Origin of the sequence: Streptomyces sp. NWU339 (assembly GCF_003143855.1) — a bacterium.
In the GTDB taxonomy this organism is placed as follows: Bacteria; Actinomycetota; Actinomycetes; order Streptomycetales; family Streptomycetaceae; genus Streptomyces.
Map to the genome: position 1 here is coordinate 1 of NZ_QFRK01000090.1, position 11,551 is coordinate 11,551.

General features: G+C 71.3%; 12 protein-coding genes and 1 pseudogene. 7 read left to right on the top strand and 6 right to left on the bottom strand.

All coding sequences use genetic code 11. The features are described from left to right. Positions 1-460 (top strand): integrase core domain-containing protein (locus DIZ27_RS41935; RefSeq protein WP_146229106.1); only part of this gene is annotated, 460 nt, incomplete at its 5' end. A gap of 145 nt (positions 461-605) precedes the next feature. Here DIZ27_RS41935 and DIZ27_RS41940 read toward each other — a convergent pair. The 4 genes and pseudogenes from DIZ27_RS41940 to DIZ27_RS41955 form a co-directional block, all read right to left on the bottom strand. After that, positions 606-950, bottom strand: coding sequence for a zf-HC2 domain-containing protein (locus DIZ27_RS41940; RefSeq protein ID WP_109383566.1), 345 nt, complete (start codon positions 948-950; stop codon positions 606-608). Positions 951-1,168: 218 nt separating this feature from the next. Beyond that, positions 1,169-1,858, bottom strand: a complete 690-nt coding sequence (locus DIZ27_RS41945) for a response regulator transcription factor (protein ID WP_109383567.1) — start codon at positions 1,856-1,858, stop codon at positions 1,169-1,171. After that, on the bottom strand, positions 1,855-3,078 hold the full coding sequence (locus tag DIZ27_RS41950; protein WP_109383568.1) for a sensor histidine kinase: 1,224 nt from the start codon (positions 3,076-3,078) through the stop codon (positions 1,855-1,857). Before DIZ27_RS41950 ends, DIZ27_RS41945 begins: the two co-directional genes overlap by 4 nt. 97 nt (positions 3,079-3,175) lie before the next feature. Continuing rightward, a pseudogene (locus DIZ27_RS41955) lies at positions 3,176-3,772 on the bottom strand (IS6 family transposase); the annotation flags it as partial. A gap of 263 nt (positions 3,773-4,035) precedes the next feature. Between DIZ27_RS41955 and DIZ27_RS41960 the strand changes: the two are divergent. From DIZ27_RS41960 to DIZ27_RS41975, 4 genes are all read left to right on the top strand, one after another. Beyond that, complete coding sequence (locus tag DIZ27_RS41960; protein WP_109383569.1) at positions 4,036-4,386, top strand: YciI family protein; 351 nt, start codon at positions 4,036-4,038, stop codon at positions 4,384-4,386. A gap of 32 nt (positions 4,387-4,418) precedes the next feature. Then, positions 4,419-5,708, top strand: a complete 1,290-nt coding sequence (locus DIZ27_RS41965; protein WP_109383574.1) for an RNA polymerase sigma factor — start codon at positions 4,419-4,421, stop codon at positions 5,706-5,708. Positions 5,709-5,851: 143 nt separating this feature from the next. Then, positions 5,852-6,250 (top strand): hypothetical protein, encoded by a 399-nt coding sequence (locus DIZ27_RS41970; RefSeq protein WP_109383570.1) that lies wholly within the window; start codon positions 5,852-5,854, stop codon positions 6,248-6,250. Beyond that, positions 6,247-6,660, top strand: a complete 414-nt coding sequence (locus tag DIZ27_RS41975) for a pyridoxamine 5'-phosphate oxidase family protein (RefSeq protein WP_109383571.1) — start codon at positions 6,247-6,249, stop codon at positions 6,658-6,660. Before DIZ27_RS41970 ends, DIZ27_RS41975 begins: the two co-directional genes overlap by 4 nt. A 370-nt stretch (positions 6,661-7,030) precedes the next feature. On the opposite strand, the gene DIZ27_RS41985 is transcribed toward DIZ27_RS41975, so the two are convergent. Together DIZ27_RS41985 and DIZ27_RS41990 are read right to left on the bottom strand one after the other, a co-directional pair. Further along, complete coding sequence (locus tag DIZ27_RS41985) at positions 7,031-8,158, bottom strand: amidase family protein (RefSeq protein WP_258308851.1); 1,128 nt, start codon at positions 8,156-8,158, stop codon at positions 7,031-7,033. A 314-nt stretch (positions 8,159-8,472) separates the two neighbouring features. Then, positions 8,473-9,111 carry an HD domain-containing protein gene (locus DIZ27_RS41990; protein WP_109383572.1) on the bottom strand — a complete coding sequence of 213 codons (639 nt, stop codon included), beginning with the start codon at positions 9,109-9,111 and terminating at the stop codon, positions 8,473-8,475. 106 nt (positions 9,112-9,217) lie between these two features. On the opposite strand from DIZ27_RS41990, the gene DIZ27_RS41995 reads away from it, so the two are divergent. Both DIZ27_RS41995 and DIZ27_RS42000 read left to right on the top strand, forming a co-directional pair. Further along, positions 9,218-10,219, top strand: a complete 1,002-nt coding sequence (locus DIZ27_RS41995; RefSeq protein WP_109383573.1) for a GlxA family transcriptional regulator — start codon at positions 9,218-9,220, stop codon at positions 10,217-10,219. A gap of 390 nt (positions 10,220-10,609) precedes the next feature. Beyond that, positions 10,610-11,551 (top strand): site-specific integrase (locus DIZ27_RS42000; RefSeq protein WP_219933731.1); only part of this gene is annotated, 942 nt, incomplete at its 3' end.

An 11,551-nucleotide genomic window follows, 5' to 3' on the forward strand; every position in this document is an offset into this window, starting at 1 on the left:
GCCGAAGGGACCCGCCCATCCCCCCGGGTCCTGGGCGGTGCAACAGGCAGGAAACCTCGCCGTCGAGTCGGGCATTCGGGTSGACTCGCTGCGTTTCCTGCTCCGCGACCGGGACGCGCAGTACACCGAGTCCTTCGACGCGGTCTTCGCAGTCGGCGGCATCCGCATCGTCAGGGCCGCGCCGCGGGCCCCTCGGATGAACGTGCACGGCGAACGGATCATCGGAACCCTGCGGCGCGAGGCCCTCGACCACCTGTTGCTCTGGAACGAGACGCACACGAGGCAGGTCCTCGATTCCTGCGCCCGGCATTACAACGGTCATCGCCCCCACCAGGCTCGTGGACAGCTCCCTCTCCTGGCCCGGGTGCACCCGCCGCCCATGGTGACCCCGTCCGCTCACCGGCTTCTACGCGCCCGAATACCTGGCAGTGTGATCAACGAGTACAGATATGCGGCCTGACCAGCGGCGACGAATTTCCGAACGGCACAGGATGCCCGCCGCGGTTCGCGGTCCCCCCACTGGCGGCCGCCCGGCGCGCACCTGCGGGGCGCCGCCCGGGCGGACCGGCCCCCCGCCCGGGCCGGCCGGCCCGCCGCCCGGCCGCTCACCTGACGCAGGCGAGCCGGCTCACCCACTGGGACAGCGTCAGCGAGGGGGCCGGGGCCCCCCGGGCCGCCCCGGGCCGGCACCGGTACCGCACGCCGGGCCGGCCCCCGGCCGCCCCCGACCGGCACCCCGGCCGCGGCCGGCCCGAACCGTGGGCCAGGGCCCGGCGCAGCAGGGACAGATGCCCGGCCACGGCCGCCAGGCAGTGATGCTCGTCCCGGCAGCCGGCACAGACCGCCAGGTGGGCGCGGACCGCGCCCGCCTCACCGGCATCCAGGACGTTGAGCGCGTGTCCTTCGAGCAGGTCACCGATGGCGCGGCAATCCTGAAAGGAAGTGAACATGACGGATCCCTTCGTACCGGGGCGAACATCACGCCGTCCACGGGGCCCGCGGACGGCTGGTGCACCGCCCCACGGCCCCGCTCCATGCCCCCACCCTCCCCCGGCGACGGCCCCGCGCGCGTCGTCCCCGCGCAGCAATTCCCGGCTACCACGGCCGCGGTATCCGCCGGGCCCGCCCGCCCCCGGGCCGCCCCCGCCCCGGGCGGCCCCACCGGCCCTCACCCCGCCGCCGGGGGACCGCCCGCCGCCGGGCCGACCATGCCGCACTGGTAGGCGATGACCACCAGCTGCGCCCGGTCCCGAACGGCCAGCTTGGTCATCGCCCGGTTGACGTGGGTCTTGGCCGTCAGCGGGCTGACGAACAGACGCCCGGCGATCTCCTCGTTCGACAGCCCCAGCGCGACCAGCCCCAGCACATCACGCTCCCGCCGCGTCAGGCACTCCAGCCGCTCGTGCACCACCGCCGTGCACGGCTCCGGCTGCGCCAGAAACCGCCTGATCAGCCCCCGGGTCGCCGTGGGGGACAGCAGCGCGTCCCCCGCGGCGACCGTGCGGACGGCATCGAGCAGTTCCCCGGGCCGGGCGCCCTTGCCGAGAAAGCCGCTCGCCCCCGCCCGCAGCGCCTCCGCCACGTACTCGTCGTCCTCGAAGGTGGTCAGGATCAGGACCTTCACCGCCGCAAGATCCTCGGCCCCGCCGATCAGCCGCGTGGCAGCGAGGCCGTCCATCTCCGGCATGCGGATGTCCATCAGGATCACATCCGGCTGCCGCGCCCTCGCCAGCTCCACCGCCTCGCGGCCGTTGGCCGCCTCGCCCACGGTCTCCATGTCCTCGGCGGAATCGAACAGCATCCTGAAGGTGCCCCGCAGCAGGGCCTGGTCATCGGCGAGCAGTACGCGGATCGTCATGCCCATCTCTCCTTGGCGTCCCGCCCGATCGGTGCCACGATTGCCGCGCCCGGCCGCAGCGGCAGTTCGGCGGTCACGGTGAAGCCCCCGTCGGGGCGCGCCGCGGCCTCCAGCTTTCCCCCGACGCTGGCCGCCCGCTCGCGCATCCCGATCAGCCCGTGGCCGGTCCCGGGGTGGGGCTCGTGCAACCGGGCGCGCCCGTCGTCCTCGACCGTGATCGTCAGCCATTGGGGCCGGTAGCGCAGGCAGAGGCGGGCGTGATCGGCCCCGGCGTGCTTGCGCACATTCGTCAGGGCCTCCTGCACGATGCGGTACGCGGCCAGGTCCACCGCCGGCGCCAGCGGCACGGCCATGCCGTGCCGCATGTGCCTGACGGACAGGCCGACACGCTCGAAAGACGCCAACAGCTCCGGCACCTGCGCCAGACCCGGCATCGGATCCCGCGGCGCCTCAGGATCATCGGACTGCCGCAAAAGACCCACCGTCACCCGCAGTTCCTCCAGCGCGGATTGACTGGTGTCCCGGATGCCCTCCAAAGCAGTGACCAACTGCTCCGGCCGCCGCTCCACCAGATGCACCGCCACACCGGCCTGCGCATTGATCAAAGCAATGTGGTGCGCGACCACATCATGCAACTCACGCGCGATCCGGATCCGCTCAGCCGCCACCCGCTGCCGCGCCTCCTGCTCCCGGGTCCGCTCCGCGTACTCCGCCCGTTCCTCCACAGCCGCCACATACGCGCGGCGCGAACGCACCCCGTCCCCTACGGCGGCGGGCAGGGCCGTCCAGGCCAGCATCGCCACGTTGTCCCCGAACCATGAGCGGGAGCCGAACACCAGGCCTGTCCCGACCAGCAGAGCGGCCGAGGCCGACGCCGCCATCCAGGTAGTCCGCCGGTCGGTCCGCACGGCCACGGTGTAGACGGACACGATGACCGGACTCGTCACCAGCGGACTCTCCCGAATCCCGAGCACCTGGAAGCCCACCCCGCAGGCGAGGGCGGTGACCAGGACGCCGAACGGGTGGCGATGACGCCACAGCAACGCGAAACAGCAGACCGCCGCCAGCACCACGACCGGCGGGCGGACCGAAATCCGGTGCTCGTGCGGGATGGCGGAGGCGGCCGCGATCGACAGCACGAACAGCATCACCGGCCCCAGCACGTCCAGCATGCCGACCCGGGCGCCCGCTCCCCGCCGCCAACCGTTGATCACTGCCATGCCACCACCGTAGGGCCGACCCCCGAGTGCCGCTGGCCTGCCATCGCCGACCACGACTGCGGAGGCGTCCGATCGGGCGATGACCGACCGCCGCCGCCCGCTGGGCACCGGACCCGCCCTTACCGAGTCGCCTCACGCGGAAGCCCTTCATAGCCCGTTCGCGTTGCCGGGTGGGCTGGTGGCTGCTCTCCGACCGGTTGTTGAGGTACTTCGACTGCCGGTGCTCGACGGAGGGCATGACCTCGCGGTGGGCCGCACGGCAGGAGCGGAGCTTGTCGGTGACGACCACTCGGGGCACGGCGCGCGTCTTCTTCACCGGGTGGCGGAAGAAGCGCCTGGCGGTGGCTTTGTCCCGGCGGCTCTGCACGAGGACGTCCAGGACGGTGCCGTCCCGGTCGACGGCCCGCCATGGGTGCTGCCGCTCTCCGTCGATCTTGATGAACACCTCGTCCGGGTACCACTTATCCCCGGACCCTGACCGGGGCCGGCAGCGGCGCAGTCCGTTCGCGTAGGCCTGCCCGAACGTGGCGCACCAGCGGCGGACGGTCTCGTAGGAGACGATGGCATCACGCCCGAGCACCAGCTCCTCCACCTCACGGAATGACAGGGGGAAGCGGAAGTACAGCCACACGCAGTGGGAGATGACCTCCACCGGGTACCGATGCCCTCTGCACGTCGGCGACGCGTCCCCCACGGACACCTCCTCCAACGTGATCAACTCGAAGATCATCCCACTCGGTCGGCCAACGTGACAGCGCCACCGCGCGAGCTCGGCATGGAACGGGCGTAGCAGGAAGGTCCGTTGGGTGCTGGAGCCCGGCGTGTCCAGCGGGCGCCTGGACACGTCCGATCGACAGATCTTCGGGGAGGTGTCGATCTGACCGCGTCCCGTTCGTCGTCATGATGTACGGCGACCCGCCGTGCGAGGAAACAACAGGACCTGACAGGAGTCGGACCGTGAAGTACATGCTGCTGATCAATGCCGCTGCGATCGACGAGAAGGGCGCGGCCGCCGAGTGCAGCGTCGAGGACTGGATGGTCTACGACAAGGAAGTGAGGGACGCGGGGATCTGGGTTTCCGGGGAGTCGCTGGCCGACCTGGTCACTTCCACCACGGTACGGGTCGGCCAGGACGGCAGGCGGACCGTCACCGACGGGCCGTTCGCCGAGACCCGCGAGGTCCTCGGCGGCTTCTACGTCATCGACGTACCGGACCTGGACGTCGCACTCGACTGGGCCGCCCGCTGTCCCGGCGCGCGTGGCAGCGGGTCGGTCGTGATCCGTCCGATCGCCGAGTTCGGGGCCTGACGGTGGAGGGCGAGGGAGTCACCGAGACCGACATGCCCATCGGGTCGCCCCACCCGTCGCCGGTCCAGGCGTCCGTGGAGTCGGTGTTCCGTGAGGAGCACGGTCGGCTGCTGGCCTCCCTCGTCCGCCGCTTCGGCGATCTCGACCTGGCCGAGGAGGTGGCCTCCGAGGCCGTGGAGGCGGCTCTGGTGCACTGGCCGGCCGGGGGCGTTCCGGCCAGGCCCGGGGCCTGGCTGTTGACCACGGCGCGGCGCAAGGCCGTCGACCGCTTGCGGCGGGATCAGGCATACGCCGCCCGTCTCGCCGTCCTGCAGGTGGAGACGGACCGGGCCGATCCCGCCCCGCCCGCGGACGCCGGCGGCGGCCTGCCCGACGACCGGCTGCAGATGTTCTTCACCTGTGCCCACCCCGCCCTCGCGGCCGAGGACCGCATGGCGCTGACCCTGCGCTGCCTGGCCGGGCTCACGACGCCCGAGGTGGCGCGGGCCTTTCTCGTCCCCACCGCGACGCTGGCCCAACGGATCGTCCGGGCGAAGAAGAAGATCCGCGAGGCCCGTATCCCGTTTCGCGTGCCCGGCGCCGACGAGCTGCCGGAGCGCCTGCCCGGGGTCCTGCAGGTCATCTATTCGGTCTTCACCGAGGGGTACGCGGCCAGCTCGGGCCCGCAGTTGCAGCGGCTCGACCTCGCGCAGGAGGCCATCCGGCTGGCGCGGGTCCTGCGCCACCTGATGCCCGCCGAGCGGGAAGTCGCCGGCCTGCTCGGGCTCATGCTGCTGATCCACGCGCGACGCGAGGCCCGGACCGGTCCGAACGGCGAACTCGTGCTGCTCGACGATCAGGATCGCGGCCGCTGGGACCACACGATGATCGAGGAAGGAAGCGACCTGGCAGTCTCCGCGTTGACCGGCGGACCGCCCGGCCCGTACGGGGTGCAGGCCGCCATCGCCGCCCTCCACGACGAGGCCGCCGACCTCGCGACCACCGACTGGCCACAGATCGCAGCGCTCTACGACGTGCTGTTCCAGCTCACCTTGTCCCCCGTCGTCGCCCTGAACCGGGCGGTGGCGGTGGCGATGCGTGACGGACCGCAGGCGGGCCTGGCCCTGCTCGACGAGCTGGCCGACGAGCCGCCACTGCGCCGCTACCACCCCTACCCGGCCGCCCGGGCGGACCTGCTGCACCAGCTCGGCCGGCTGCCCGAGGCCGCCACGGCCTACCGGGAAGCACTCGACCTGGCCGGCACCGAACCCGAACGGGACCACCTCAGGCGCAGGCTGAACAAGGTCTTGTCGTCCGGACCGGGCGACGGAGCCGGTACCTGACGGCGGAACACCCCGGTCGTCATCGTCTCCACGGTGTCCGTGCGGCCCGTCCCCGCCTCCTGGCTGAAAGCTCTGCGCACCGGCGGCCGCCTCGTCACGGCGATCGCCAGCACCCACCTGATCCTCCCGTCGACGGCGGTGCCGTGGGCCGCATCGAGTGGGACCGTGCCGGGCTCATGCGCCCCCGGCACGGCGACGACTACGTCCGCCTCGCGGACGACGTCTGGAGGAAAGCCGTACAGGACAAGGGAGAGGAGACCTCCACCAGCCGGTACCCGCTGCTGTACCCGCCGGACGCGTGGGACGTGATGTCGATGCTCGAGCTGCGGCTTTCCGGCATCGAGTACCGCAAGAAGCAGGACGGCGACACTCGCACGGTATGGCTGCTCCACGGCGACCGGCCTCCTCGAGCCGCCAGTCGTGCACCAGAGTGGCCCCCGGGTCCCTCCGGCCTTGAGCTCGCCGGCGGGGAATCGGTGCTCGGAGGCTGCAGGGCTGGGGGAGAATTGGCGCGCTACTGGCTCGACGAAGGACCACCATGACAACCGACATACCTCCGTCCGGGACGGAGGAGGACCGTTTCTGGCAGGAACGACGGATCTGCTTCCTGGCCACCCACCGCCCGGACGGCAGTCCGCATCTCGTCCCCGTGGGCGTCACCTTCGATCCCGAGGCCGGCATCGCACGCATCATCAGCAGCGTCGGCAGCAAGAAGGTCCGCAACGTCCGGGCAGCCGGACCCGGCGCGACGGTCGCGGTCAGCCAGGTCGAGGGGCGCCGCTGGTGCACCCTCGAAGGCACCGCGCTGGTCAAGGACGATCCGGAGTCCGTCGCCGAGGCCGAACGGCGCTATGCCGAGCGCTACCGGCCGCCCCGTCCCAACCCCGAGCGCGTGGTCATCGAGATCACCGTGACCCGTGTGATGGGCACAGTGCGGCCGCCCGGTTGGTGACGTGCCTCGTCGGTGACGCTCGCCCTGTCGGGCGCAACCCCGGCCGACGGCCCGCCGCGCGTGGCCGGGCAGGACGCGGCAGCAGCTGCTGCACGCCGCGCGCGCGTTCGAACAGTTCTGCCACTCCCATCGGCCGCATCCGGGCATCGCGCATGCCGCCCGCTGCACCCGTTGCCGGTCCCGAACAGCGATCCGGAGCAGATCGCCCGCCGCGGCATCCGCCGCCGCGATCGCCTCGGCGGCATTCTCCACGAGTACCGACATGCTGCATGGCCTCAATGGATGGCGTTTTCGGCAAGGGCAGCGTTGACGGCCGATGCGGTCATCGGGGCAGCACTTCACGCGTCCGGCAGGGAGGCGGACAGGGATGTCAGGGTGGTGTCAGGGCCGCGGAGTCGGCGGTGTGATCGGCGAGTGCGGCGGTCAGGGCGCGATCGCTTCCGGCGGTCGCGACGAGACTGAGCCCGACGGGGCCAGCCGGGCTCTGCACTCCGGGCAGGGTCAGGACCGGCAGGCCCGCCACGCTTGCAGCGCAGATCAGCTGCACGGTCGCGGTACGCAGCGCCATGCCGGTGGCGGCCGGGCCGGGCGGGGGAGCCGCCGTCGGGGCCGCCGGCTGTACGAGCGCGGTCCCGGGCGGGATCAGTTCGGCGAGCGCGCTCCGCGCCTGGCTCACGGTGTCCCGGGCCCACGCGAGGTATTCGGTCGGCATGCCCTCGCCCGCAGCGATGGCGTCTGCGACGAGGGGCGAGACGGCCTCGCGGTGCGCCTGCAGCCAGCTGCCGTGCAGCTGCCACATCTCCACGGCCTGGAGGACACCCAGCGCCTCCGCCCACTCCTCGAGATGTGCGGCGCAGGTGCTGCTCCTCGGCTGCAGCGGGACGGCCAGCCGGTCCGCCCACGCGTGGGCTGCGTCGTGCAGCGGCAGACGCAGTGCCGGGTCCATCAGGTCGAACAGGTCCGTGGCCAGGAGCAGCCGTTTGATCGGCTGAGCGGGTCGCCGCGGAAGGAGCACGTCGGACACCTGGCTGAGCAGTTGCGGTGTTCGGGTGATCCAGCTCACGGTGTCGAACGAGGGTGCGAGACCGATCTGGCCGGTGTCCGGGACCAGACCGTGTGACGGCCGCAGGCTGTACAGCCCGCAGTAGGAGGTCGGCACCCGCACCGAGCCCGCCGTGTCGGTGCCCAGACCGATGTCGGCCAGCCCCAGGGCGACGGCGCTGGCCGAGCCGCTCGAGGACCCTCCGGGGACCCGCCCGGGCGCCGCGGGATTCGGCGGCATTCCGTAGTGCGTGTTGAGCCCGGACAGGCCGTAGGCCAGCTCGTCGGTCCGTGCGATACCGGTGACGTCCGCCCCTGCCTGCAGCAGGGCCTGGACGGCCGCGGCATGGACGGGCTCGATCGGCGCCTCGCGCAGCCATGCCGGATTTCCCGCCCCGATCGCATGGCCGGCGACAGCGAAGAGGTCCTTCACCGCGACCCGGGAGCCGGACAACATGCCCCCCTTGGGCGCCGCGACCAGCGGATCACCGACAACACGCCAGACAGATGGGTCGATCTCCCCTGGAGCCGAGACGTCATCGCGGGGAGCGCTTGTCGTTTCACCGCCGTCGTGGCGAGGCGGGATCAGGAGCGGCACGTTGGCAACGGCAGAACTCGGCTGCTGGGCAGGCATGAGTGACCTCGACGTGATCGGGAGGCAAGCGCGTACAACCATTTGTACAGGAGGGTGAACTGGCTGAAGCCGGGTTGGACGACGACGCTGTCGCCGCGCTTGCGGCGACAGCGTCGTCGTCGGTCGAGGGGCTGGGGCTATTCGGGCCAGGCGGAGTTCTTGATGACCTCGACGAAGTCGCCGCGGACGAATCCGGGCACGTAGTGGGCGAGCACGTCGGCCTTGACGTTGCCGAATGTCGTTTCGGGGCGGTCCTTGATGCCTTCGGTGAACGCGGCCAGGATGTGGTTCTTGAAGTCCGGGCGGGGGTGGGCCTCTACCACGGCTGCACGCTGTTCGTCGGAGACCGCGTGGTAGCCGATGCCCAGTACGTCCAGTTCCACTCCCCGGGTGACCAGGGCGATCTCGGGGGCCATGTGCAGCGGGATCTCCGGCGTGGTGTGCAGGGCGATCGCCGTCCAGACCCGGTCGGCCTCCTCGCCTGTGATGCCGTGGGCGTGCAGGAACCGCCGTGCCTCGTCGGCACCGTCGATCTCGAAGCGCTGGTCGGTGCGGCGGAACCGCTCGGTCAGCCCCAGGTCGTGGAACATCGCTCCGACGTACAGCAGCTCCGGATCGAACTGGAGCCCCTGTTCGCGCCCGCGCAGCGATCCCCAGAGGAACACGCGCCGGGAGTGGTCGAACAGCAGCGGTGAGGCTGCCTCACGGACCAGTTCGGTCGCCTCCCGCGCCAGAGTGCTGTCCGGGATCCGCACACCCGCGACCGTCTCGCTCATGATCTCTCTCCACTCCCTTGTCTCGGCAGTCCGGCTCCCTTCCAGGGTCGCCGGGCACGTACCATGGCGCCATGTCTTTTCTGACAGAGAAACCACAGATCCAGACATGACGCATCGCGTGGGTTTCGTGGTGTTCGACGGTGTGACCATGCTGGACGTCAGCGGCCCCGCGGAGGTCCTGCACCAGGCGAGACGGCTTGGCCACCCCTACGACCTGGTCCTGATTTCCGCGTGTGGTGGAGAGGTCAGGACCTCGACCGGGATGCCGCTGGGCGGCACCGTGACGGCGGCCGAGGCCGGCCGGATCGACACGGCGCTCGTGGCCGGAGGCGACCGCCTGACCGAGCAGCCGGTGGACGCGGAGCTGCTGGCGACGACCCGCACCGTGGCCGCGCGGGCAACGCGGGTCGCCTCGGTGTGCACCGGCGCCTTTGTCCTGGCCGAACTCGGCCTGCTCGACGGGCGCCGGGCGACCACCCACTGGCGGCACGCCGACACACTCGCCCGCCGCCACCCCTGGGTACGCGTCGAGCCGGATGCGATCCATGTCCGGGACGGACGGTTCGTCACCTCCGCCGGTATCAGCGCGGGCATCGACCTGACACTGGCGCTCGTCGAGGACGACCACGGAGCCGATGCGGCCCGCCGCATCGCACGCGAACTGGTCGTCTTCCTGCAGCGGCCAGGCGGACAGTCGCAATTCACCACGGCCACCACCCCGCCCGCGCGCAATGACCTCCTGCGCACCCTGATCAATTCCGTGCTGGCCGACCCGGCTGCTGATCACGGCCTGCCGTCCATGGCCCGCGCCGCGGCCGTCAGTCCCCGGCACCTGACGCGGTTGTTCCACACCGAACTGGGCACCACCCCCGCCCGCTGGGTCGAGCGGGTCCGTCTCGACCGCGCCCAACAGCTCCTCCTCGACGGGCACAGCGTCACCTCGGCGGCCCGGCACAGCGGACTCGGCAGCGACGAGACCCTCCGCCGCGTCTTCGTCCGCCACCTCGGCATCACCCCCACCGCCTACCGCCAACGCTTCGCCACCACCGGCACGGCCCGGACCGCGATCCCCGAAAGCAAGGAAGCGGTGGAACACCGCGGGGTCTGAAGACCGGTTCTCCGCCAGTCCTCGTCGACGAGAGCGACGGCTGCGAGTGCACGCGCACTACTCGGGAGCATGGATGCGTCTCCGTGCCGGTCGAGGAACCTCGGAACGAAAACCGGCGCCAAGCCCTCGCGCGTGATCATTCTCAGCGCCAACTGCTGTACCAATGTTCCAACCGGCGCGAATCGCATCTGACGCGAACTGGAGGCATCTTGCGCCGCGCTGGCCGGTCAGGCGCCAGGAAGTCGCTGATCAGCGGATAGAGGGCTCACCGCATGCCTGCCGAGACGGTAGCGGACGGGCCGGACCCGTGTCGTTCCGCTTCACTCAATCGGATGGCTGACCTGTCGTTCCTCTCCGAGCCCCGCATCTGATGCGAGATTCTCGCGCTGGATGCGATCTACGGAGCGTGATGAATTGGCGGGCAAGGACGGGGCGACACCTGGGGTCGCGCGGCTGCACCTGGCCGACGGGGTGCCGCTTTTGCGGCCGGAGGAGCAGGTTTTCGAGGCGATGCTGGACGGCTGGCGCAACCAGCAACTGGCGCGGAACCTCGCGCTGTCGACCATCAACGGCCGTGAGCGGAAGGTGCGGGCGTTCGCCGCGCACGCGGACGCCTTCCCGTGGAACTGGTCCTCTCCGCTGGCGGACGAGTGGTTCGGCGACCTGCGGGCGGTCCGCGGCTGCGTCCGCTCGACATTGCGCGGCTACCAGGAGGCGGTGCGGCTGTTCTGCGACTACGCCACCGATCCGGCCTACGGGTGGGCGGCCGAGTGCGAGCGGCGGTTCGGGACCCATCCGATCCAGGTGTGTCACGAGTGGAACACCGCCGTGCACATGCAGGAGTGCGAGGCCGAGGCCCCGAAACGGGCCTTCACCCGGGACGAGTTGCAGGCGTTCTTCGATCACGCCGACGACGAGGTGAGCCGAGTCCGCGGTCGCGGCCGCAAGGGCTGGCTGCCCGCCTTCCGCGACGCGATGCTGTTCAAGACCGCGTACGCCTACGGGCTGCGGCGCAACGAGACGCGGATGCTGGACACCGCCGACTTCGGCCGCAACCCCGAAGGGGCGGAGTTCGGCGAGTACGGCGTCTGCTACGTCCGCCACGGCAAGGCCAAGAAGGGCTCGCCTCCAAAGCGCCGCAGCGTGCTGACCGTCTTCGACTGGTCGGCCGAGATCCWCGACCAGTGGGTCAGCGAGGTCAGACCCGCCATGCGGCACGCGGACGGGCCCGCCCTGTGGCCGTCCGAACGCGGCCGGCGGGTCGGCCTGCAACGGCTGGACTCCCGCTTCGCCGCCTACCGCGGCGCCCTCGGCCTGGACCCGGTCCTGGAC

What these genes read in the sequence shown, in the direction of transcription:
- DIZ27_RS41940 (WP_109383566.1), bottom strand. Translation starts at nt 950, where the DNA reads ATGTTCACTTCCTTTCAGGATTGCCGCGCCATCGGTGACCTGCTCGAA.
- DIZ27_RS41945 (WP_109383567.1), bottom strand. Translation starts at nt 1,858, where the DNA reads ATGACGATCCGCGTACTGCTCGCCGATGACCAGGCCCTGCTGCGGGGC.
- DIZ27_RS41950 (WP_109383568.1), bottom strand. Translation starts at nt 3,078, where the DNA reads ATGGCAGTGATCAACGGTTGGCGGCGGGGAGCGGGCGCCCGGGTCGGC.
- DIZ27_RS41965 (WP_109383574.1), top strand. Translation starts at nt 4,419, where the DNA reads ATGCCCATCGGGTCGCCCCACCCGTCGCCGGTCCAGGCGTCCGTGGAG.
- DIZ27_RS41975 (WP_109383571.1), top strand. Translation starts at nt 6,247, where the DNA reads ATGACAACCGACATACCTCCGTCCGGGACGGAGGAGGACCGTTTCTGG.
- DIZ27_RS41985 (WP_258308851.1), bottom strand. Translation starts at nt 8,158, where the DNA reads ATGTTGTCCGGCTCCCGGGTCGCGGTGAAGGACCTCTTCGCTGTCGCC.
- DIZ27_RS41990 (WP_109383572.1), bottom strand. Translation starts at nt 9,111, where the DNA reads ATGAGCGAGACGGTCGCGGGTGTGCGGATCCCGGACAGCACTCTGGCG.
- DIZ27_RS41995 (WP_109383573.1), top strand. Translation starts at nt 9,218, where the DNA reads ATGACGCATCGCGTGGGTTTCGTGGTGTTCGACGGTGTGACCATGCTG.